The organism is Streptomyces sp. NPDC054796 (assembly GCF_053611545.1).
The window spans coordinates 1-19,831 of the sequence record NZ_JBSHAO010000081.1 but is presented as its reverse complement, the minus strand read 5'-3'; the positions used below and the strand labels follow the sequence as shown (position 1 = coordinate 19,831).

General features: G+C 70.6%; 25 protein-coding genes and 1 tRNA gene. 22 read left to right on the top strand and 4 right to left on the bottom strand.

From position 1 onward, the window contains the following. Positions 1–293 precede the first annotated feature (293 nt). Complete coding sequence (locus tag ACWGJ2_RS37175) at positions 294–1,082, top strand: NUDIX domain-containing protein (protein ID WP_453350802.1); 789 nt, start codon at positions 294–296, stop codon at positions 1,080–1,082. Here the strand turns inward: ACWGJ2_RS37175 and ACWGJ2_RS37170 are convergent. Beyond that, positions 1,066–2,166, bottom strand: coding sequence for an XRE family transcriptional regulator (locus ACWGJ2_RS37170; RefSeq protein WP_453350801.1), 1,101 nt, complete (start codon positions 2,164–2,166; stop codon positions 1,066–1,068). The two genes, ACWGJ2_RS37175 and ACWGJ2_RS37170, sit on opposite strands and share 17 nt — an antisense overlap. Before the next feature lie 705 nt (positions 2,167–2,871). On the opposite strand from ACWGJ2_RS37170, the gene ACWGJ2_RS37165 reads away from it, so the two are divergent. The 21 genes from ACWGJ2_RS37165 to ACWGJ2_RS37065 all read left to right on the top strand — a co-directional run bounded on the left by ACWGJ2_RS37165 (position 2,872) and on the right by ACWGJ2_RS37065 (position 16,322). Then, positions 2,872–3,066 (top strand): hypothetical protein, encoded by a 195-nt coding sequence (locus tag ACWGJ2_RS37165; RefSeq protein ID WP_453350800.1) that lies wholly within the window; start codon positions 2,872–2,874, stop codon positions 3,064–3,066. A gap of 6 nt (positions 3,067–3,072) precedes the next feature. Next, complete coding sequence (locus ACWGJ2_RS37160; RefSeq protein WP_453350799.1) at positions 3,073–3,450, top strand: RapZ C-terminal domain-containing protein; 378 nt, start codon at positions 3,073–3,075, stop codon at positions 3,448–3,450. 85 nt (positions 3,451–3,535) lie between these two features. Beyond that, the gene (locus ACWGJ2_RS37155) at positions 3,536–3,751 is read left to right on the top strand and encodes a hypothetical protein (protein ID WP_453350798.1); all 216 of its coding nucleotides are present in this window, start codon (positions 3,536–3,538) and stop codon (positions 3,749–3,751) included. Between the two features lie 38 nt (positions 3,752–3,789). Continuing rightward, on the top strand, positions 3,790–4,242 hold the full coding sequence (locus ACWGJ2_RS37150) for a hypothetical protein (protein ID WP_453350797.1): 453 nt from the start codon (positions 3,790–3,792) through the stop codon (positions 4,240–4,242). A 99-nt stretch (positions 4,243–4,341) separates the two neighbouring features. Then, positions 4,342–4,503: a hypothetical protein gene (locus tag ACWGJ2_RS37145; protein ID WP_453350796.1), complete on the top strand. Its 162-nt coding sequence runs from the start codon at positions 4,342–4,344 to the stop codon at positions 4,501–4,503. Between the two features lie 87 nt (positions 4,504–4,590). Then, positions 4,591–4,851: a DUF6284 family protein gene (locus tag ACWGJ2_RS37140; RefSeq protein ID WP_453350795.1), complete on the top strand. Its 261-nt coding sequence runs from the start codon at positions 4,591–4,593 to the stop codon at positions 4,849–4,851. Beyond that, positions 4,848–5,144, top strand: a complete 297-nt coding sequence (locus ACWGJ2_RS37135; RefSeq protein ID WP_453350794.1) for a hypothetical protein — start codon at positions 4,848–4,850, stop codon at positions 5,142–5,144. The genes ACWGJ2_RS37140 and ACWGJ2_RS37135 overlap by 4 nt, the downstream gene beginning before the upstream one ends. Then, positions 5,141–6,304, top strand: coding sequence for a conjugal transfer protein (locus ACWGJ2_RS37130; protein WP_453350793.1), 1,164 nt, complete (start codon positions 5,141–5,143; stop codon positions 6,302–6,304). The genes ACWGJ2_RS37135 and ACWGJ2_RS37130 overlap by 4 nt, the downstream gene beginning before the upstream one ends. Beyond that, positions 6,301–6,645 (top strand): RRQRL motif-containing zinc-binding protein, encoded by a 345-nt coding sequence (locus ACWGJ2_RS37125; RefSeq protein ID WP_453350792.1) that lies wholly within the window; start codon positions 6,301–6,303, stop codon positions 6,643–6,645. Before ACWGJ2_RS37130 ends, ACWGJ2_RS37125 begins: the two co-directional genes overlap by 4 nt. A 34-nt stretch (positions 6,646–6,679) precedes the next feature. Continuing rightward, the gene (locus tag ACWGJ2_RS37120) at positions 6,680–6,952 is read left to right on the top strand and encodes a hypothetical protein (protein ID WP_453350791.1); all 273 of its coding nucleotides are present in this window, start codon (positions 6,680–6,682) and stop codon (positions 6,950–6,952) included. An 84-nt stretch (positions 6,953–7,036) separates the two neighbouring features. After that, on the top strand, positions 7,037–7,483 hold the full coding sequence (locus ACWGJ2_RS37115) for an NUDIX domain-containing protein (RefSeq protein WP_453350790.1): 447 nt from the start codon (positions 7,037–7,039) through the stop codon (positions 7,481–7,483). A 173-nt stretch (positions 7,484–7,656) separates the two neighbouring features. After that, a complete protein-coding gene (locus ACWGJ2_RS37110) occupies positions 7,657–7,968 on the top strand; it encodes a hypothetical protein (protein WP_453350789.1) in 312 nt (103 codons plus the stop codon). A 95-nt stretch (positions 7,969–8,063) separates the two neighbouring features. Continuing rightward, positions 8,064–10,133 (top strand): cell division protein FtsK, encoded by a 2,070-nt coding sequence (locus ACWGJ2_RS37105; protein ID WP_453350788.1) that lies wholly within the window; start codon positions 8,064–8,066, stop codon positions 10,131–10,133. Between the two features lie 150 nt (positions 10,134–10,283). Continuing rightward, complete coding sequence (locus tag ACWGJ2_RS37100) at positions 10,284–10,550, top strand: hypothetical protein (protein ID WP_453350787.1); 267 nt, start codon at positions 10,284–10,286, stop codon at positions 10,548–10,550. Further along, positions 10,541–10,729, top strand: a complete 189-nt coding sequence (locus ACWGJ2_RS37095; protein WP_453350786.1) for a hypothetical protein — start codon at positions 10,541–10,543, stop codon at positions 10,727–10,729. Before ACWGJ2_RS37100 ends, ACWGJ2_RS37095 begins: the two co-directional genes overlap by 10 nt. 104 nt (positions 10,730–10,833) lie before the next feature. After that, positions 10,834–11,574: an exonuclease domain-containing protein gene (locus tag ACWGJ2_RS37090; RefSeq protein ID WP_453350785.1), complete on the top strand. Its 741-nt coding sequence runs from the start codon at positions 10,834–10,836 to the stop codon at positions 11,572–11,574. After that, the gene (locus ACWGJ2_RS37085; RefSeq protein WP_453350784.1) at positions 11,574–11,765 is read left to right on the top strand and encodes a hypothetical protein; all 192 of its coding nucleotides are present in this window, start codon (positions 11,574–11,576) and stop codon (positions 11,763–11,765) included. The genes ACWGJ2_RS37090 and ACWGJ2_RS37085 overlap by 1 nt, the downstream gene beginning before the upstream one ends. A gap of 88 nt (positions 11,766–11,853) precedes the next feature. After that, positions 11,854–12,741, top strand: a complete 888-nt coding sequence (locus tag ACWGJ2_RS37080; RefSeq protein WP_453350783.1) for a bifunctional DNA primase/polymerase — start codon at positions 11,854–11,856, stop codon at positions 12,739–12,741. Positions 12,742–12,743: 2 nt separating this feature from the next. Beyond that, positions 12,744–14,219, top strand: coding sequence for an ATP-binding protein (locus tag ACWGJ2_RS37075; RefSeq protein ID WP_453350782.1), 1,476 nt, complete (start codon positions 12,744–12,746; stop codon positions 14,217–14,219). A 447-nt stretch (positions 14,220–14,666) separates the two neighbouring features. Further along, positions 14,667–14,873 carry a helix-turn-helix domain-containing protein gene (locus tag ACWGJ2_RS37070; RefSeq protein ID WP_453350781.1) on the top strand — a complete coding sequence of 69 codons (207 nt, stop codon included), beginning with the start codon at positions 14,667–14,669 and terminating at the stop codon, positions 14,871–14,873. Between the two features lie 63 nt (positions 14,874–14,936). Next, positions 14,937–16,322, top strand: a complete 1,386-nt coding sequence (locus ACWGJ2_RS37065; protein ID WP_453350780.1) for a tyrosine-type recombinase/integrase — start codon at positions 14,937–14,939, stop codon at positions 16,320–16,322. 43 nt (positions 16,323–16,365) lie between these two features. On the opposite strand, the gene ACWGJ2_RS37060 is transcribed toward ACWGJ2_RS37065, so the two are convergent. The 3 genes from ACWGJ2_RS37060 to ACWGJ2_RS37050 all read right to left on the bottom strand — a co-directional run bounded on the left by ACWGJ2_RS37060 (position 16,366) and on the right by ACWGJ2_RS37050 (position 19,560). Further along, positions 16,366–16,442 (bottom strand) — tRNA-Thr (locus ACWGJ2_RS37060). 155 nt (positions 16,443–16,597) lie between these two features. After that, a complete protein-coding gene (locus ACWGJ2_RS37055; protein WP_453350779.1) occupies positions 16,598–18,226 on the bottom strand; it encodes an alpha/beta hydrolase in 1,629 nt (542 codons plus the stop codon). A 122-nt stretch (positions 18,227–18,348) separates the two neighbouring features. After that, the gene (locus tag ACWGJ2_RS37050) at positions 18,349–19,560 is read right to left on the bottom strand and encodes a DNA polymerase III subunit delta' (RefSeq protein WP_453350778.1); all 1,212 of its coding nucleotides are present in this window, start codon (positions 19,558–19,560) and stop codon (positions 18,349–18,351) included. Positions 19,561–19,831: the final 271 nt, after the last annotated feature.

The following is a 19,831-nucleotide window of genomic DNA, read 5'->3' as shown; positions in this document are numbered from 1 at the left end:
GCGCCATGTCATACGACAGTGGACGTTCATGGATAGCAGTGGATCAAGTGCCATTCGAGACCACAACCGAGACCAGCCCGGCTCCTCGCTCCAGGGCCGCTACGCGGTCGCGTTCTTAGGCTCAGCTCGGATCCACAAGGCGCCAAGAGGGGCACAGCACGCAACCTCATACAACACCTCTATATACACCTGTACCAGCACAAGGTGGGCCAAGGGAGATGCCGGTGCCGTACACCACGGCCCACAGATACGCTGGCACGTACCAGCCGATGAACTGGGAGAGTGCTCTGCCAATGGGTCCGAAGGCGACGGCCGCGTACAACGAGATCCGGGGATGGATCAAATCGGGTGAGCTGAAGCCAGGAGAGAAGCTGCCCAGTGAGCGGAAGCTCGAAGAGGTGCTGCCGGTCCGGCGCACCGTTCTGCGGCAGGTACTGGCGCGTCTCGTCTCCGAGGGGCACCTAGAGGTTCACGGCCGCAGCTCGTACCGCGTCGCCGGAGGCGTCAGCACGTCCACGCCCGAAGGGCTGGAGCCGTGGAAGATCCACGGTGAGCGCAGTGTCTACGAGAACCGGTGGGTGAACCTCGACCTGGTCGACGTCGAGCCCCCCGGGGTCGAGCGCTTCGAACACCACGTGGTCCGGCTTCACCACGTGGCCGTTGCCGCTGTCCTGGACGAACAGGACCGCGTGCTGATGCTCTGGCGGTATCGCTTCGTCCCCCAAGCGTGGGGCTGGGAGCTGCCCGGCGGAATCGTGGACCCCGGCGAGAGCGCACAGGAGACGGCGCTGCGCGAGGTCGAAGAAGAGACCGGCTGGCGGCCGGAGTCGTTGGAGCACGTCGTCAGCTATCAGCCCATGGTCGGCATGGTCGACTCCCCGCATGACATCTTCGTCGGTCGTGGTGCAACGCGGGTCGGCGAACCGACTGACCTCGAAGAGGCCGGCCACGTCGAATGGGTCCCGCTCTCCGACATCCGGGGCCTGATGCGCCGTGGTGACCTGATGGGTTCGGGGACCCTCGTCGCGCTTCTCCATGTGCTGGCCAACCGCGGTGCCGGGGCCCCTACATCCGACCAGTGAGCAGGTCGATGCGCCGCTGGTGACGTACCGACCCCGTACGCTTCGCCAGAAGCCTGGCCTGCTGGAGGTGCTGCCGCGCCTGGCCGTGCTCCCCGCGCACGAGATGCGCGTGGGCCAGGTCGCAGCGCATCCCCGCCTGCGCCCGGACGAACGTGGGGTCCACGGAGTCGAGCGCGGCGTACAGGCTGTCCACCGCGTCGTCGTCGCCCAGGAGCGCGAGCGCGTTGCCGCGCCACCGCGTCAGGTGGCCGTGGTTGAGGAAGATGCTCAGCATGTCCTCGTCCCGCGCTTCGTCGCCAGCGGGGAGGCAGGCGAAGGCCCGGTCCATCGCGTGTCGGCAGTCGTCCGGCTGACCGGCCTTCGCGCACAGCTCCGCTTCGGCTGCGTGTAGCCACGCTTGCAGCCGCGGAGACAGCCGCTCCCCGCCGACCTCCCGTGCGTAGCGCACGAGCTTCACAGCATCGTTGGGCCGCCCGGCCTCTCCGAGGACGTACGCTTGCTCGCCCATGGCGTGGACGAGGTACATCGGCGCGTCCGCTTCCTGCGCGGCGCGCTTCGCCAGTTCGTAGTTGCGCCATGCCCGTTCGACGTAGCCGCCGTCGAGGGCCTGCCACGCCGCGAGAGTCGCCGCCCCGGTCAGCGCGACCGCGACGGGACGACGCGTGTCGGGCAGTACCGCAAACGTCAGGGCCTCTTCGAGGGTCGCCAGGTGGCTGCCCATCTGATCCACCAGGCTGGCCGCGCCCAGTTGACGGTCCATGGTCCGCAGCAGCTCCGTCTGATCCATGAACGCCTTGACCATGGACTGGCTGACGCTCCGTGCGGAGTCGATGCGGCTGAGCAGGTCGTCATAGCCGTCAGCAGAAGGCGGCAGGATGGGCACCGATGCGAGCTGCTCGCCCCTCAACTCCTCGTCGGTGCAGCCCAGGAGCGCCCGCAGAATCCCCGCGTAGTGGTCATTGATCTTGCGCTTGTCGTTCTCCCACTCGGAGACGTAGGTACGCAGGCTCGCTGTACCGGCGATCTCGCTCCCGTGCTGACGCGCGTACGCCTCGATGGCGTGGATGAGTCGTTCTTGCGACATTCCTCGCGCCCCGCGTGCGGCCCGCAGTCCGTTGGCCATCTGCCTTGCTCCCGGCGATAGGTGTCAGCGCTGCTTCCTCCAGCATGCCGCACATTGCCGCAGGTCGTCAGGGGTTAACCGCATCTCTTAACCGCTCTGCTGTGGGGGCCTGTTGGCTACCGGCGCCACTCGAATCGTCGTGTTCTGGAAGTGCGCCAAGGAGCGAACCCACCGGGTGAGGCGAACGAACCGCTTGACTCTGGTGCGCACCAGATGCATTCTGTTGGTGCGCACCAGGTGAGCGGGACTTCCCGCAGGCTCACGGCGCGCAAGGAGAGGGCGGGGACGCTGCAATCCCGCTAGAGGTCGCCCGGTGGGCTCCTTCCTCGGAGGGCGTCAGACCACGGTCTGCCGGAGTGGTTGTTGGTTGAGAACTGAACAGTGAGCTTCCCGGCGCTATGACTAGCCGACGTTCCCGAGCAAGAGATCTGCGGAGGGGCGTCACCTGGTGAGTCCTCTGGCCAACCGGGTCAGGCAACTGCGACAAGCCGTAGGCCCTGCCTGTGCGACCAAGCACGCACCTTCTCCCGTGCCGCCCCTTCAACGGGGCGGATACGCGATTCGCACGCACAGGTGAGACAAGGGCAAAGATCGCCGCCCCCCTTCTTCCGGGGGCCCGCGCCCCCGCATCACCCGGTGCGGGGACCAGGGCATCCGGAGGTTTGCATGGCCAGTATCAAGACCAAGAACGGGTTCGCCGTTGACATCTACCGCGACGGTGACGAGGTGCTTGTGTCCTGCCAGGCATGTAGCCGCGTGGTCGAGGTCGAAGCGGTCGAGAACGCGACCGAGGCCCGCCATGCGGTCAAGGTCCTCGCTCCTTACGCGAGGCGGCACGCCGCGTCCTGCCGCAAGGGCTGACGCACTATGGCCGTCGAGATCACTTCGTTTGGATATCTGCACGCTGTGCCGCCCGCCGCTCATCTCACGATCGATCTGCGTGAGCACTTCCGGGACCCGCACGTGAGTCCTGAGCTGCGGCACATGACCGCTGATGACGAGCCGGTACGGGCTGCCGTGCTGGCTACGCCCGGTATCACGGGCCTGGTCGCGGCCACGGCTGACGCGGTGGCCGCGTTCGCTTCGGGGCCGTCGGCCGGGACAGTGACCGTCGCCGACGGCTGCGCCGGTGGCCGCCACCGGGCACCGGCCTTCGCCCGCGAGCTGGCCGCACGACTGCGGGCGGACGGGCTGCGCGTCACCGTTCGCCACCGCGACATCGACAAGCCCGTCGTGGCCCGCTGACGACGGTTGCCTGATCCGCCCGGCCCGCGTGGTCCGGGCGGTGAGGGGAGCCGGACAGTCCGGCCCGATCACTCAAGGAGTGCTTATGGGCAGCGTTCGCAACACCATCCGGGGCGACGTGACCGGCAGCGTCGTCCAGGCCCGCGATGTCCACGGCGACATCTCCGGCCCCGACACCGCCCGCCAGGGGAGCGGCACGGCTGCGGAGGAGACCGGCAGTTCCTCCAGCCGTACTCGCACTGGTGAGGTCACCACCATTTCCGGTGACAACCACGGCGGGATCTCCCGTCGTTTCGGCTGACTGTCCCCGGCCGCTTGCGCACAAGGAGGGAGAACTGCATGTGGGCAAGCATCATCGCCGTTGTCGGCACGCTCGCCGGGGCGGTGGTGGCCGGGGTCATGCAGCACGTGACCACGGCCCGCACGGTCCGTGAGGCGGCGGTGGAGCGGCAGCGTGAAGCGCTGGCCGCAGCGATCCCGGCCTTGCTGGCCGCGATCGTCCGCCACCGCGAACAGCAGTATTTGAAGATCGAGAACCGCCGTGAGGGCCGTCCGGATACCCCGGAGGCGCGGCAGGCGCGCTACGCGGCCCGCTCGGCTGTCACCAGCGCTCACGACACCTTGCACATGGTCACGCGGGATGCGGGCCTGTTGGCCACCGCTCAGGAAGCGGTGGATGCCGCGATGGCGATCGGGGACGTTCCCGCCGGTGAGCTGGAGGTGGCGGGGGTGCGGGCCCGGCAGGCGCACACCGCGCTGCGGCTGGCCGGTGCCGATCGTCTCTCTGCCTGAACGGCTGCTCCACAGCCTTCGCCGGGTTCGACTCCCGGCGGGGGCGCGCTCCGGCCGCTACCGGCCGGGTTCCTCCACACCATCGGCAGGAGATTCCCCATGCCCATGAGCCTGGATGAGTTGAAGAACCGGGCGGCCGTGGTCATCGACCAGGTCACCGAGCCCACGCACGTGGGCACCGGCCAGCAGATCTACACCGGCCCCGACCAGCCCCCGCACAGTGCGGGCGGCACCGAGGCCGACGACAGCAAGCACCGCTGACCCCACCCCCTTCACGGCGCGCGCCCCCGGAGCTGGCACTCCGGGGGCGCTGTAGGGCCGCCCCACCGATCAAGAGGAGTACGACCCGTGAATCACATCGTGACTGTTCAGGAGGCTGTTACGGCCTTCGCTCCGTGGATGGAACCCACGGCCGCTGAGCTGGATGCCATCGAGGCTGAGTGGCCCGTCATCGACGCTGAGGTGGAGCTGCTGGACGCGCAGATCATCGCCTTTGACCGCGTCCCCAATGAGCTGGACATGCGGCGTCTGCGCCGCGCCCTTGAACGTTTGCTGGACGCCCGCGCCGCTGCGGCCAACCTCGTGGCCGGGGCGGGGGGTGCGGCATGACCCGCGCCGATGTGGCCGCCGCGCGGCATGCAGCGGTGGCGGAACTGTGCGCCATCAACGACCGGGGCCTGCGGCTGGCCTGGCGGCTGGTGTCCCTGGACTACCAGCCCGGCATTGCGCTGGTCTGTGAGAGCCCCGACCACGGCCGCCTGTACGAGGGCACCCCGGAGGAGGTGCGGGACGAGGAGGGCGTCTACGACTGCTGCCCGTGGCCGTACCTCGAAGTCGGCACCCCCGCCCTGGCCCACTACCTGCTCACCCTGCTGAACACGGACGCGGGAGGTGCGGCATGAGTGCACGCAGGCCGCTGACGAAGACCCAGAAGGCCGTGCTCGCGCTGGCTTTCGGGCCGATGCTCGCCACCGGTATCGGCGGTGGGATCGGCACCTACAGCAACATCAGCGCCGCCTACGGGGCCGGAACGGCGGCGGGCGCCGTCGCCGCCGGTGAGGGCGCGACCGCCGTGCTCGCCCTCGTACTGCTCGGGCTGACCATGCTCGGACAGTCCTCACCCCTCGTGATCCGGGTGGGGCTGTGGGCGCTGCCCGCCGCAGCGTCCGCCATGGCCGTCACCGCCGCCGACGAGGCGGGACAGGCCGTCATCTACGCCGTCACCCCCATGGGCATGACCGTGGCGGCCGAGGGCATGGCCTTCCTGGCCCGGCGGATCGTCGTCCACCTCGACGGGCGGGACGCTGAGGCCGAAGCACGCGCCGCCGCGACCGTCCGCGCACTGGCCTATCACCGGGCCCGCGCCGCCAACCACCCCGCCAAGGGCGCCCGCAAGCGATCGGATCGGCGCTCGTGGCGACTGGCCCGCAAGGTCGGGTCGGGGGATGACTCCCTTGCCGGGCGGCTGCTGGAGGTGCAGCGCGAACGGGTCACGACCGGCGCCGACGCCGCCCTGTCAGTCATGTTCACCCCGACCGCAAACCAGGTGGAATCTGCTGATTCTCTCTCGAACCGGTCTACGGCTGAGCAGGGGGAATCGACCCCGGCGCCGGTGGATCTGCACAGGGTGGGGATGCCCGACCCCGCGCCGGTCGGGCACCTGAAGTCGACCCTTGCCCTCAAGCCGGTCCCTGCCACGGTGGCGTTGCCGATCGGGCGGGGATCGGTCGCGGCGGAATCGACCCCGCCGCGTCGGGCGACCGGTCGTGTCCCGGCCGCCGCCCGACCAACGCGGCCCACGCGCACCCCAGCCCAGCTCTTGGCTGAGGCGCGGTCGGCAACGGTCGACTGGACGGACGCGGCGCTGACTGCTGAGGGCATCCGCAAGGCGGTTCACACCTCACCGGCCCGCGCTCGGATGCTGCGCACGGCCCTGCGCGCGGAGCGGGAGGGCCGGGCGGCTGAGCAGCGTCACCAGCTCGAAGAGCCGGAGGTTGAGGCGGCGTTCGCGGCGCTGGCGCCCGGCAGTCCTCGTCGTGAGGCGCTGAGCGTGGCGGCATGAACGGGACGCTGCCCGTCTTCCGGTGGCGTCTCGCCCCGGACGGCTACGCCACCCTTCGCCAACTGCGCGCCCAGGGCTTGCGGCCCGGGGGTCAGCCGGTGGCTGCCGAGGTGCGGCGGCCCCGGCGTCGTCGGTCGCCGCTGGTCGCCTACCTCTACCGCGTCGAGCTGGCGAAGCCGGTCCGGCCGATGACTCCGGCGAAGTGGGCGGCGTTGGCCAAGGCCAACGCCGCCCGCCGCGTCTGCCCGCAGTGCGGGCGGGATGCGGGCTATGTCATCCCTTCTCAGCTCGGCATGTGTGTGCCGTGCGCCTACCCCGAAGACCAGCGTGCGGCGGCCTGAGGCCGCGCCGCTTGCGTCTCGTTGGAGGACTCCCATGGACATTCCTGTTCACCGGCATGAGGCCGGGTGCGGCTGCTACGACCGCCCGGCCCCGCCTGCCTGCGCCCACCCGCACTACCCGCCCGCCCCCGCCCCGCAGGGCGGTGGGGGTGCGGCGAAGTGGATCGGGATCGGGATCGGCGGCAGCTTCCTGGCCGTCGCCCTCTCGGTCTCCATGGTCGCGTTCGCGATCGGCGCCGTGTCCCTGACTATCTGCGTTCTCGTGCTGCGTTCGGTGTGGGACGGCTTCACCCACGGCAAGGGCTGACCGGTCCTTCCGCGCCAACCAGCCCCTCAGGGCTGGCGGGCGTGGTGGGGCCGGATGGCCCTTGCCGTGGGAGAGGACGCGCACATGACCACGCATCAGGTGGAGACCTTCGAGGTCATCCGCTACACCGCTGACGTGCTGGCCACCACGCCGGACGGCCGCATCCTGCTCATCGAGCGGGGCTGGGACCCCTACGCGGGGTGCTGGGCCCTGCCCGGGGGCCACGTGGATGCGGGGGAGACCAGCCGCAGTGCGGCGGCCCGCGAACTGTTCGAGGAGACCGGCCTCCGCATCGACGCGGCCCGGTTGCGGCAGGTCGGGGTGTTCGATGCCCCGGGCCGGGACCCTCGCGGCCGGTACATCACCGTCGCCTACAGCACCCGCGTCCCCGTCTGCATCCAGGTCAAGGCCGGGGACGACGCCAAGGAAGCACGCTGGTGGCCCCTCGACTCCTTGCCTGATCTGGCGTTCGATCACGCCGACATCATCGCCGCCGTGTGGCCGCAGTCTGCGGCAGGGGTGAGGCGGTGAGTGCCCAGGCCGGGGCGCCGCCGGGTGAGTGCCCGCAGTGCTGGTACCACGCGCACAACCGCGAGGCGCACCGCCACCTGGCGCGGCGTGAGGACTGCCCGGCGTGCGTGGCACGCATGAGGAACGGCTGCCCCTCCCTCGTACCCAAGACCGCCTGACCTTGGAGGACTGGAATGGCTGACCGCATCTACACCCGATCCGAGAAGCTGACTCGCGCTGGGCTGCTGGTCAAGGGCGCCAAGCAGTCGGCGGGCGACATCAGCCGCGTTGAGCGGCAGATCGACGCGATCGACCGCCGTGCCGAAGACCGTGCCCGCGCTGAGGCCGACGCCCACGCGGCAGCTCTGAGCGCTGCGCGGAAGGAGGTGGCCGCCGCGACGGTCGCTGAGCGCACCACCCCGCGCGGCCCCGAGCGCGCCAAGGCCCGCGAGAAGCGCAAGGCCGCTGAGAAGCACCTGCGCGCCGTTGAGCGCGCCCGCCGGTAGCTGCGCCCCGCGACGGCCGCCCTTGGCCTGCCAGCTTCGTCGGCCGTCGCGGGCCCCAGTCCACCCCACTCGTGAGCAGACAGGAGAGAACCAGCATGACCGAGTCTGACGGGTCCGCGCACCTGCGGGCCGTACCCGATCCGGACGAGTCCCCCGCCGCGCCGGTTCCGGTGGACAACCCGGCGCTTCCCGAACCGAAGGTGAGCGTCGAGAAGCGCCGTCCGGTGCTGGCCGGGTGGCTGACCAACCGGCGTGACTTCCTCGCCACCGCCCGGCATGCCGGGGCCAACCTCGGCTACGCGTCGATGTATCACGGGGCGCGGCTGCCGGTGTATGGCGTCCGGCTGGCGGGGATGGCCCCGCGCGGCGCCTGCCGCCTGGTGGCCTCCACCGGGCGGTGGGTGTGGGATTCCGAGGCGGCCCCGCTGCGCTCCTTCGCGGTGCGCAACGAGGACGTTGAGGAGTACATGCGCCTGTCCCGGCTGCGCGCGGGGCGGGTGCGGCTGCGGGGCCTGGTGACCCTGGTCGCCGCCGTCTTCGGTACCGGCTTCGCCCTGTGGCTCTACGTCGTCGCGCCCGCTTTCCTCTACGCGTTCGCCGCAGGCGGGGTGCTGCTGCTGGGCTGGGCCGGACAGCAGCCCGACGCGCCCGTGGTCGGCCCCGCCGTGCTGAAGACCGAGGTGCAGAAGCTCACCGGGACGATCGTGCTGCGTGGGCTGGACTCCATCGGCAACGCGAAGATCTCCGCTGCCATCAAGAAGGGCGGGGAGATGAACGGGCTGCGCTTCACCAGCGAGATCACCCGCGACGGGCCCGGCTACCGCGCCGATCTGGACCTGCCCTACGGCGTGACCCCCGAGGACATCATGGAGGCCCGCAAGCCCCTGGCCTCCGGGTTGCGGCGCAAGGTCGGCTGCGTGTGGCCCTCCCCTGACCCCTCCGAGCACGAAGGACGGCTGGTGTTGTGGGTGGGGGACAAGCCGATGAACGAGACCACCAAGCCCGCGTGGCCGCTGGCCAAGTCCGGGCAGGTGGACCTGTTCAAGCCCGTCGTGTTCGGCAACGACCAGCGCATGCGGGATGTGGCGGTGACGCTGATGTTCGCCGCCGTGGTCGTCGGCTCCATCCCCCGCATGGGCAAGACCTTCCTGATGCGGCTGTTCCTGCTGATCGCCGCCCTCGACCCCCGGGCGGAACTGCACGCGTTCGACTTCAAGGGCACCGGTGACTTCGGCGCCCTGGAGCCGGTGTGTCACCGCTACCGGGCGGGTGAGGAGGATGAGGACATCACCTACGTCCTGCACGCCCTGCGCGAGCTGAAGGACGAACTGCGCCGCCGGGCGAAGGTCATCAAGGGCCTGCCGCGCTCACGCTGCCCGGAATCGAAGGTCACCGCAGAGCTGGCCAGTGACAAGCGGCTCGGGCTGCATCCGATCGTGGCCGGGTTCGATGAGTGCCAGGTGCCCTTCGAGCACGAGGAGCACGGCAAGGAGATCGAAGCGATCTGCACCGACCTCGTCAAGCGGGGCCCCGCGCTGGGGATCGTGACGCTCTTCGGCACCCAGCGCCCGGACGCGAAGTCCCTGCCCACCGGCATCAGCGCCAACGCCGTGCTGCGCTTCTGCCTGAAGGTGATGGGCCAGCCCGCCAACGACATGGTGCTGGGCACCAGCATGTACAAGGCGGGGTACCGGGCCACGATGTTCTCGCGCTCGGACCGGGGGATTTGCTGGATGGCGGGTGAGGGGGATGACCCGCGCATCGTCGCGTCCGCGTTCGTGGACGCGGTCGCGGCCGAACAGGTCGCCGCCTGCGCCCGCAAGCTGCGTGAGGAGTACGGCAACGTCACCGGCCACGCGGTGGGCCAGGGCCCCAAGGAGACCGAAGCGGCGGACATCCTCACCGATGTCCTCGCCGTCTTCCCCGCCACGGAGAAGGCCGCGTGGTGTGAGCGGATCGCCGCCCGCCTGGCCGCGCACCGGCCCGAGACCTACACCGGCTGGAAGGGCGAGAACGTCACCGCGGCTTTGAAGCCGTGGGGTATCAAGCCCGGCCAGGTGTGGGGCACCACCGACGACGGCGAGGGCAGGAACCGGCGTGGCATCGACCGCGCCGATATCACCGCCGCCGTCACGCGCCGTGACGCCGACCGGGACGCGGCCTGAGCCGCGCAGCGCTGCTAGACCTAGCAGCCGCCGCTGCTAGGTCTAGCAGCCCCGCTAGCAGCCCATAACCACTGTGATCAGCGATCTAGCGTCTAGCGGCCCACCTGCCGCAACCCCCGCAAACCCGCGTGTGAAGGGATCGGACCCCTCGTGCTGCTCGCTAGTACCGCCCTCATCCTGGCCACCCTCGCCGGTTACGCAGCGTTGTGCGCGGCGCGGCCGTTCGCGGTCTGCCGCACCTGCTCCGGAACCGGCCTGCGCAACACCCGGCGCCGCAGCATGAAGCTGTGCCGCCGCTGCAAGGGCCGCCGCTACCGCCTGCGCATCGGCCCCCGCCTGGCCAACACCACCCGCCGCCTCCACGCCGACGGCACCCGCCCCACCACCCCCGCCAAGGAGACCCCGCCGTGGCAGTAACCCTCTCCCTCGTCCTCATCCTCGGACTGATCCTCGCCCTGCTGCTGCGCTTCAAGTCCCTCGGTATCGGCGCCGCCCTCGTGGCCGTCCTCTTCGGCTTCTACCTCGCCTCCACCGACGCCCGCCACACCATCACCGACCTCACCAACGCCGTCACCAACGCCATCAACGGCCACTGACCCACCCACCCGCCCGCCGCACGACGAGGGCGGCCCCTCATCTCGCCAAAGAACCGGGGCCGCCCGCACTTCAGTCCTCAACAGACCTGATGGAGGTCTCCAGCATGACTGAACCCACTACCGTCCCGGACGCCCCGAGTTGGGGTGAGGGGCCGATGCTCGCGCTGGATGTGGAGACCACCGGTACCGACCCCGAGACGGCCCGGATCGTGTCCGCCGCCATCGCCACCGTGGGCGCTGGAAGCCAAGCGCCCACCACCGCGTGGCTGCTGGACCCCGGCATCGAGATCCCCGCCGACGCCGCCGCGATCCACGGCATCACCACCGAGCAAGCCCGTGCCGATGGCCGGGCCCCGGCCGAAGCGCTCCCCGAGGTCACCGCCAAGCTGTCCGAGGCGCTGTCGGCGGGGTGGCCGCTGGTCGTCTTCCGGGCCCCGTACGCGCTCACGGTCCTCGCCCGGGAAGCTGCCCGCCACGGCGCCGCCTTCCCCGATGAGGTGGCGCCGGTCATCGACCCCGCCGTTCTCGACAAGCAGGCCGAGCGCTACCGGCGCGGGCGCCGCACCCTGCCCGCGCTGTGCGAGCACTACCGCGTCCGGCACGACGGCCCCAACGTCGCCGTCGAAGACGCGCTCGCCGCCGCGCGGCTGGCCTGGCGCCTGCCCCGCGTTCACTCCCAGCTTGCCGCCCTCCCGCTCGCCGAACTCCACCTGCGACAGCAGGAATGGGCCCGCGAACAGGCCACCGGGTTGCAACAGCATCTTCGGCGCACCGACCCCACGGCCGTGGTCAACCCCGCATGGCCCCTGCACCTCGCCCCCGAGGCCACCGGAGGGCAGGACTGATGACGTTCGAGATCCGCGTCATCTGCGACCGGGGCGACACCGACCGCGTACGCGACGCCCTGGCCGACGCCTTCACCACCGGCACGGCCCGCCAGATGCCCACCCGCGACGGCATGCGGGTCCGCCTCTATCTCACCGCCGACCACCGCCCCGCCCCGGACGACAACGGCGGCACGACGGGCACTGCCTGACCCTGGCACAGCCGAGGGCGGCCCCCTATCTCGCCAAAGAACCGGGGCCGCCCTCTCACCACCAACTCAACAGTGGAGGTCTCCCAGCATGACCCAACCCACCGACATCCGGCGAGCGCGGAACAGGCCGCGTCTGCTGAGCGCCGCCCTGAGCACCGCGTTGGAACTCGCGGCGTCCGGTGTCCCTGTGCTGCCGTTGCGGGCCGGGAAGGTGCCGTTCGGCAACTGCCGTGCGTGCACCGCGAACGCGTGCGGTGGTCGGCCGAACATGAAGATGGCAGGCCCCTGCGCCTGCCCGGCCCCCTGCCACGGCTGGGCCGCTGCCACCATCGACCCGGACGTCATCCGCTCCGGCCCCTGGCGCCGCGCGTGGCGTGAGGCGGCGGCCGTCGCCTACCACCCGGGCGGGGCCGGGCTGACCGTCGTGGACCTGGACGACGCCGACGCGGTCGCCTGGGCTCGCACCACCCTGCCCGCGACGCGCACCGTGCCGACGACGCGGGGTGAGCATTGGATCTACCGGGGCGCGATGCGGTCGGTGAACGCGGTGAGGCCGGGCGTGGACATCAAGTCCACGATGGCCTACGCCCGCTGGCTCGGGCCCGGTACCGGCACCCTCGCGGCGCTGCCGGAGGTGGTGCGCGCGCTGGCCGTGAAGGAACCGTCTCCGGCCCGGCCCATGCCGTGCGCCGTCAGCGTGCCCGCCGGGGGTGGGGGCGGGGAGTGCCGTCACCGCACCCCCGCCTACCTGGAACGCGGCATCACGATGGCGGAGCAGCGCATCAGCGAGGCCCGCAGCGCGGTCCACGCGACCGTCTACCGCACGTTCCTCGCGGTGCTGGCCACGCACGGGCGGTGCGGCTGCCTCACCGACGCGCACGTGGCGCGGTTGTTCACGGCCGCGCAGGCCAAGGGGGAGACGGCCCGGCACTGCACGGACGCGTGGACCAACGCCCGCACGGCCCTGGGGATGTAGCCATGTCGGACGAGGAAAAGACTCCGGGCCGCGAGGTCATCACCGACTACGCCCAAGCCCACTTCCGCTACTTCCGCACCGCCGACGGCACCGTGTACGCGCAGAAGAACGGCCACCCCGTGGCCCGCCCGATCCGCTCCCAGGGGACCACGGGCAGCCACCGGCAGGAACTCATGGTCGGACTCTTCCGCGACGGCATCGGCGTGTTCAACGGCACCGCGCTCAAGGAGGCGCTGGACTTGATCGAAGCACTCGCGCTCACCGAGGACGTACAGCCCACCCATATCCGCGTCGCCCCCGGCTTCGACGGGGCCACGTGGCTGGACCTGGGTCGCGCGGACGGACAGTCCGTGCGTATCCACCCCAACGGCTGGGACATCCTCACCCCCGACCCTGCTGAGGTGTGCTGGCGGCGCACCCAGCTCACCGGAGAACTCCCCCTGCCCGCCCGCGACACGGACGGCAAGGGCATCGACGCACTCTTGCGGCTGACCAACTTCGCCACCGCAGAGACCGAGTGCCTGACGCTCGCCTGGCTCATTGGCTGCCTGGAACCGTCCGTGCCCGTCCCCGCGCCCTTCCTCACCGGCCCCCAGGGCGCGGGCAAGTCCACCGCCGGGCGGATGCTCGTGCGCATCATCGAGGGCATGAGCGGCGACCTGCGCCGCGCCCCCAAGGACGAAGAGAACCTGGTCACGGCGGTGGCGGCCGGGTGGGTCACCGCGCTGGACAACCTCTCGCACCTCACCCCGGACATGTCCGACGCCATGTGCTGCATCGTCACCGGAGCGGAGAACGTCAAGCGCGCCCTGTTCACCGATGGCGACGTGGTCCGCTCCCGCTACCGGCGCCCCCTGCTCCTGACCGGCATCGACGTCGGCGTCATCCGGCCCGACCTCGCCGAACGCCTCCTTCCCCTGCGCCTGGAGAGGCCCCGCGTGAGGCGCACCGAAGCGGAACTGTGGGAGGAGTACGCGGAAGTCCTGCCCGTGGTCCTCGGGTCCCTTCTCGACCTCACGGTCAAGGTCCGCGCGACCGAAGCCGAGACCCCCACCGACCTGCGCATGGCCGACTTCGCGCACCTGTGCGCGCAACTGGACGCCGCGACCGGTTTCGGGGCGCTGGCCGCCTACCGGGCCAGCCTGGATGACCTCAACGATGACGTGATCGAGGGGGATCTCCTCGCGCAGACCGTCCTTCAGCACGCCGAGAGCCTCACGGCGGGCGAACAGCAGCGGATGACGTCCACCGAGTGGCTGCACTGCCTCAGCCACCTCTACAGCGGCGAGGAACTGCGTCCCCTGCCCAAAGGTTGGCCGACCACGGGCAAGGTCCTCTCAGACCGGCTCAAGCGCCTTCAGCCCACCCTCGCGGCCCGGGGCGTCCTCATCGACTCCGGCCGCACCATGAAGGGCCGCTACCTCGAAATGACCCGCCCGGCAGTCACGCCGCCGCAGGAGCAGAAGCGGATGTTCTGAACCGCACTCGCGGCCGGACAAGCAAGAAGAGCACGCCTCGCCCGTGGTGCTCTTCTTGCTGTTCGGCGCCAGTGCGCCGCCCGAGGGTCGTGCCGCGCAGCGGCTCCTTCTTCACGCTCGAAGCGGCACCCCACCAAAGACAGGAACACCCCCTCTTTTGTCCTAAGAGGGAAGACGCTGCGTCATCTGCGTCATCGAGACGGAAAAACGGCCCGTGACCTGCGGATACAGCCATGACGCAGACGGCGGGCTCTGCGTCATCCTGCGTCATCCGCGTCATCCGCGTCATCCCATGACGCACCCCATGACGCTGCAATGACGCACACCCAGACCACTGCGTCACGCAAAGCAGCAGGTCAGAGACCCGCATGACGCTGATGACGCAATGACGCAGAAATCCACACCTAGGACACAGCCCCGTTCCACCGGCCAAGGAGGCACATCCCGATGAGCGCCACCGTGACCGCATCCGTTGACCGCCTGCTCTACAAGCCGGAAGACGCAGCCGAGGTTCTGAGCATCGGCCGCTCCTTCGTCTACGAGCTGATGGCGGCCGGAGAGCTGGAGTACGTCGAACTGAGCCGCCGATGCCGCCGCATCAAGCGCACCGCGCTGGAACAGTACGTGGCGCAGCTCGCCCCGCAGTCCCACTGACCGAAGCACATTCGAGGCGCCCCCGGACACTGTTCCGGGGGCGCCTCTCTGCCTGGAGGAACCGTGAGTCCCCGCAAGCCGAACATGGAATCGTCCATCTACCTGGGCAGTGACGGATGGTGGCACGGCCGCGTCACGATGGGCGTGAAGAACGACGGGAGCCCGGACCGGCGGCACCGTCGGGCGAAGACGGAGCCGGAAGTCAAGCGCAAGGTGCAGGAGCTGGAGCGGCTGCGGGACGAGGGCCGGGCTCCGAAGGCCGGGCGCAAGCCGACCGTTGAGCAGTGGATGACCACCTACCTGACCACCATCGCGAGCCTGAAGCTCAAGCCGCGATCCCTTGACGACTACTGGTCGAAGACCCGCAACGACATCGTCCCCGGCCTCGGTCAGCACCGGCTCGACAAGCTGGCGCCAGAGCACCTGGAGCGGCTGTACGCCGACATGCTCGAAGAAGGGCACGCACCCTCCCACGTGCTCAAAGTGCACCGCATCCTGTCGCGCGCCCTGAAGATCGCGCACCGCCGCCGCATCGTCTCCGAGAACGTCGCGACGCTGGTGGACCCGCCGTCCGTCGATGAGACGGAGGCGAACCCCTTCACCAGGGCGGAGGCCAAGGCGTTCCTGCTGGCCGCCGCGAAGCGACCGACCTTCATGCGCTGGCTTGTCGGCGTGGGTGTGGGGTTCCGCCAAGGCGAGAGCCTTGGCCTGCGTTGGACGTACGTGGACCTCGAAGCTGAGCTGTTCCACCCTCGGTGGCAACTCCAGCGGCTCAAGTGGAAGCACGGTTGCGCCGACCCCCACGCCTGCGGAGCCCGGCTGCACCGGTTCGAGCCCTGCGCCCAGCCGTGCGCGGTCCACAAGCACTACACACGTGGCTGTCCCCCGCCGTGCCCGAAGGGCTGCACCCGCCACGCGAGCGTCTGCCCGGAGCGCAAGGGCGGTGGGCTCGCCTTCACCCGGCCCAAGACGAAGAAGAGCCAGGAGCCGGTGCCGATCCCACCCCCGTTCATCCCGCACCTGCTCGCCCACCGAGAGGCGCAGCAGGAGGCACGCGAGGCGGCCGGGGAGCTGTGGGAGGAGCACGACGTCGTGTTCGCCCGGCCCGACGGACGGCCCCTCGACCCTCGCGCCGACTACGAGGAGTTCAAGGAGCTTCTGGCCGAAGCGGGCATCAGCGACCGCCGACTCTACGACGGGAGCCGCCACACAGCGGGCACGATCCTCAACGAGCTGGGGGTGGACATGCCCACGATCATGGAGATTCTTCGGCACACCCAGATCAGCCAGACGAGGCGGTACGTCAAGGGACGCTCAGAGCTGTCGAAGGAGGCCATGCAGCGAATGGGGGACGCCTTCTTCCCGCCGCCCCGGGCCACGTCTGAGACCAAGAATGAGACCGGGCAGAGCCGCAGCGAACGGGCACGGCGCCGCCGTCGCGTCCGCTGACGCGGAAAACCCCAGGTCAGGAGCTTCTGACCTGGGGTCCCAGTGGAGCCGCCTAAGGGAATCGAACCCTTGACCTACGCATTACGAGTGCGTCGCTCTGGCCGACTGAGCTAAGGCGGCAGCGCCGCGGGCGACCAGCGTGGCAGCCGCAGCGCTGATAAGTCTACACAGTTTCCAGGGGTGCTCCGAACGGGGTGCCGGAGCCGGTGGCAGGCCCCTCACCAGGGCCCCTCGCCAGGGTCGGGCCCCACCACACCGCACCGGGGCTCAGCCCCTCACTCCCCCGCCCCGCACTTCGTGCCGTCCGACGGAGCCTTGCCCGTGAGGAGGTAGGTGTTGACCTTGTCGTCGACGCATTGGCCGCCGCGGAGGTAGGCGGTGTGGCCGTCGCCGTCGTAGGTGAGGAGGTGGGCCGGGGAGAGCTGGGCCGCGAGGCCCTGGGACCAGGCGTACGGGGTGGCCGGGTCGCGGGTCGTGCCGACGACCAGGATCGGGTCGGCGCCCTCGGCCGTGATGCGGTGGGGCTCGCCGGTGGGCTGCTGCTTCCAGTAGCCGCAGTTCAGCGCCGCCCACGCGAAGCCCCGCCCGAAGACGGGAGACGCCTTCTCGAAGTCCGGCACGGCCTTCTCGACGTCCTCCGGGCCGGAGAAGGCCGCCGGGAGGTCGAGGCAGTTGACGGCGGGGTTGGCGAACATGATGTTGCCGTAGGAGCCGTCCGGGTCGCGCTCGTAGTACTCGTCGGCCAGGCCCAGCAGTTGCGCCCCGTCCCCCTTCACCGCCTGCTTGAGCGCGTCGCGCAGCCTGGGCCAGGAGCCCTCGTCGTACATCGCGCGGATGACACCGGTCGTCGCCAGGGACTCGGTGAGCTTGCGGGACTCCCCCGTTCGAGCGGGTTTCGCGTCCAGCTTCTCGAAGAGGGCGCTCATCCGCTTGCTCGCGTCCTCGACGCTCCCGCTGCCCAGGGGACAGCCGGACTGCCGCACGCAGTCCTTCGCGAACGCCTGGAACGCCGTCTCGAAGCCCCCCGTCTGGTCGCGGTTGACCCGCAGCATCGACAGGGAGGGGTCCATGGCGCCGTCGAGGACCAGGCGGCCGGAGTTCTGCGGGTAGAGGCCGGCGTAGGTGGCGCCGAGGAACGTGCCGTACGAGGCCCCTACGTAGTGCAGCTTCTTGTCGCCCAGCACCCCGCGCAGGACATCCATGTCGCGTGCGGCCTCAACGGTCGAGACATGGCCGAGGATGTCGCCGGACTCCTTCTCGCAGCTCGCCGCGAAGTCCTTGTACGCCTTGACCAGCGCGTCCTTCTCCTTCTGGTCGTCCGGCGTCTGGTCGACCTGGGTGTAGCGGTCCATCCGCTTGTCGTCCAGGCACTTCACCGGCTCGCTGCGGGCGACGCCGCGCGGGTCCATGCCGACGATGTCGTAGCGGTCGCGCACCTGCGCCGGATAGCCGATCCCGGCGGCCTGCTGCACGTACTCGATGGCCGAGCCGCCGGGGCCGCCCGGGTTGACCATCAGCGAACCGGTCTTCTCGCCGCTTCCCGACGCCTTCTTACGGGCGACCGCGAGCTTGAGGTCCGTACCGGAGCCGGGCTTGTCGTAGTCCAGCGGCGCCTTCATCGTGGCGCACTCGAAACCCTGGACGCCGCAGCTCCGCCACGAGAGCTTCTGCTCGTAGTACGGCTTCAGTTCCTCGGGCACCGCGCGCGGCAGCGGTTCGAGCGGCTTGGCGCCCGCGTCGCCGATCGCCTCACGGCCCTGGCCCTGGCTCTTGTCCGGGCTCGCGGACTTCTCACCCTGGTCCTCCGTGTCCGAGCCCCCCGACGAGCAGCCCGACACCAGCAGCGTGGCTGCCACGATCGCGGCACAGGAGGTGCGGAGGAGCAGACGACGCCTGGAGTCCATGAACCCATCCCTCGGTTTTCGGCACGTCAGGGGAGCGTATCCGGGCAGGCGCGGGACATGCGCGGCTCCCGGCCCGTACGAGTGAGCGGGCGCGGGCGGCGAAAAAGGCCAGGGGTACGGGCTCAGCCCGCGCGCAGTGCCATCGCCATCGACTCGACGGCCAGCAACGGCGCCACATTGCGGTCCAGCGCGCGACGGCACTCCAGCACCGCTTCTATCCGGCGCAGCGTCTGCTCGGGGCGTGAGGAGGAGGCGAGGCGCGTCACGACGTCGCGGACCTCGGCGTTGGCGAGGGCGACGTCGGAGCCGAGCTGCTGGGCCAGCACATCGCGGTAGAAGCTGGTGAGGTCCGTCAGCGCGAGGTCGAGCGAATCGCGCTGGGTGCGGGTGGCTCGGCGCTTCTGCTTGTCCTCCAGCTCCTTCATCGCCCCGGCCGTGCCGCGCGGCATCCGCTTGCCCTCGGCCCCGCCGAGCGCGGCGCGCAGCGCCTCGGTCTCCTTGGAGTCCAGTTCCTCAGCGACTTCCTTCGCGTCCTCAGCCGCCGCGTCGATCAGCTCCTGGGCGGCCTTCAGCGCGCCGCCCACGTCGTCCACGCGCGCGGGCAGCTTCAGCACGGCCTCCCTGCGCGTCCGCGCGCGGGGGTCCGTGGCGAGGCGGCGGGCGTGGCCGATGTGGCCCTGGGTGGCGCGGGCCGCGTACGCCGCCATGTCCGGCTCGATGCCGTCGCGCCGCATCAGCACGTCGGCGACGGCTTCCACCGGGGGCGTACGGAGGGAGAGGTGGCGGCAGCGGGAGCGGATCGTGGGCAGCACGTCCTCCGTCGAGGGCGCGCAGAGCAGCCAGACCGTGCGCGGAGCGGGCTCCTCCACGGCCTTGAGCAGGACGTTGCCCGCGCCCTCCGTGAGGCGGTCGGCGTCCTCCAGGACGATGACCTGCCAGCGTCCGCCCGCCGGTGACATCTGCGCGCTGCGCACCAGGTCCCGGGTCTCCTTGACGCCGATGGTCAGCAGATCGGTGCGGATGATCTCGACGTCGGCGTGAGTGCCCACCATCGTCGTGTGGCACGCCTCGCAGAACCCGCACCCCGGCTGCCCGCCCAGCGCGCGGTCCGGGCTCACGCACTGGAGGGCCGCGGCGAAGGCGCGGGCCGCGGCGGCGCGGCCGGAGCCGGGCGGTCCGGTGAAGAGCCAGGCGTGGGTCATGGACGAGCCGGAGAGCACTGCCGAGCCCTTCTCCCTGGCCTCGGCCGTGACAAAGGCGTCGGCATCGCGGGCCGCGGCGCTCAACTGCTCCGTCACCCGCTCCTGGCCGACCACGTCGTCCCAGACCGCCATGTCCGCCAGCGCCCCCTTCTTCCCTCGTGTTCTTCCCTCGTGCCCGTGCCCGCCGTGCCCTCGGCTTCTGTCACGCCGCCGTCCATTGTGGGGCACGGCACTGACAACCACGGACGCACCGGCTCTGACCTCGGCTCCGGCCCCGGCCCCGCCTTCCGAAGGGCCCCGCCTTCCGAACGGCTCCGGCTCCGGAACGGCTCCGGCCCTGGAACGCCGACGGGGGGGGGGCCCCCGCCCAGCGCCCGCGCCCGCCCCCCGCGGGGGGGGAACA

Excerpts from the sequence above, each read along its gene's own strand:
- ACWGJ2_RS37160 (WP_453350799.1), top strand. The coding sequence starts at position 3,073 with ATGGCCGTCGAGATCACTTCGTTTGGATATCTGCACGCTGTGCCGCCC.
- ACWGJ2_RS37115 (WP_453350790.1), top strand. The coding sequence starts at position 7,037 with ATGACCACGCATCAGGTGGAGACCTTCGAGGTCATCCGCTACACCGCT.
- ACWGJ2_RS37055 (WP_453350779.1), bottom strand. The coding sequence starts at position 18,226 with ATGGACTCCAGGCGTCGTCTGCTCCTCCGCACCTCCTGTGCCGCGATC.
- ACWGJ2_RS37130 (WP_453350793.1), top strand. The coding sequence starts at position 5,141 with ATGAGTGCACGCAGGCCGCTGACGAAGACCCAGAAGGCCGTGCTCGCG.
- ACWGJ2_RS37150 (WP_453350797.1), top strand. The coding sequence starts at position 3,790 with ATGTGGGCAAGCATCATCGCCGTTGTCGGCACGCTCGCCGGGGCGGTG.
- ACWGJ2_RS37125 (WP_453350792.1), top strand. The coding sequence starts at position 6,301 with ATGAACGGGACGCTGCCCGTCTTCCGGTGGCGTCTCGCCCCGGACGGC.
- ACWGJ2_RS37050 (WP_453350778.1), bottom strand. The coding sequence starts at position 19,560 with ATGGCGGTCTGGGACGACGTGGTCGGCCAGGAGCGGGTGACGGAGCAG.
- ACWGJ2_RS37070 (WP_453350781.1), top strand. The coding sequence starts at position 14,667 with ATGAGCGCCACCGTGACCGCATCCGTTGACCGCCTGCTCTACAAGCCG.
- ACWGJ2_RS37120 (WP_453350791.1), top strand. The coding sequence starts at position 6,680 with ATGGACATTCCTGTTCACCGGCATGAGGCCGGGTGCGGCTGCTACGAC.
- ACWGJ2_RS37155 (WP_453350798.1), top strand. The coding sequence starts at position 3,536 with ATGGGCAGCGTTCGCAACACCATCCGGGGCGACGTGACCGGCAGCGTC.
- ACWGJ2_RS37170 (WP_453350801.1), bottom strand. The coding sequence starts at position 2,166 with ATGTCGCAAGAACGACTCATCCACGCCATCGAGGCGTACGCGCGTCAG.
- ACWGJ2_RS37135 (WP_453350794.1), top strand. The coding sequence starts at position 4,848 with ATGACCCGCGCCGATGTGGCCGCCGCGCGGCATGCAGCGGTGGCGGAA.
- ACWGJ2_RS37175 (WP_453350802.1), top strand. The coding sequence starts at position 294 with ATGGGTCCGAAGGCGACGGCCGCGTACAACGAGATCCGGGGATGGATC.
- ACWGJ2_RS37145 (WP_453350796.1), top strand. The coding sequence starts at position 4,342 with ATGCCCATGAGCCTGGATGAGTTGAAGAACCGGGCGGCCGTGGTCATC.
- ACWGJ2_RS37165 (WP_453350800.1), top strand. The coding sequence starts at position 2,872 with ATGGCCAGTATCAAGACCAAGAACGGGTTCGCCGTTGACATCTACCGC.
- ACWGJ2_RS37110 (WP_453350789.1), top strand. The coding sequence starts at position 7,657 with ATGGCTGACCGCATCTACACCCGATCCGAGAAGCTGACTCGCGCTGGG.
- ACWGJ2_RS37105 (WP_453350788.1), top strand. The coding sequence starts at position 8,064 with ATGACCGAGTCTGACGGGTCCGCGCACCTGCGGGCCGTACCCGATCCG.
- ACWGJ2_RS37080 (WP_453350783.1), top strand. The coding sequence starts at position 11,854 with ATGACCCAACCCACCGACATCCGGCGAGCGCGGAACAGGCCGCGTCTG.
- ACWGJ2_RS37085 (WP_453350784.1), top strand. The coding sequence starts at position 11,574 with ATGACGTTCGAGATCCGCGTCATCTGCGACCGGGGCGACACCGACCGC.
- ACWGJ2_RS37090 (WP_453350785.1), top strand. The coding sequence starts at position 10,834 with ATGACTGAACCCACTACCGTCCCGGACGCCCCGAGTTGGGGTGAGGGG.
- ACWGJ2_RS37075 (WP_453350782.1), top strand. The coding sequence starts at position 12,744 with ATGTCGGACGAGGAAAAGACTCCGGGCCGCGAGGTCATCACCGACTAC.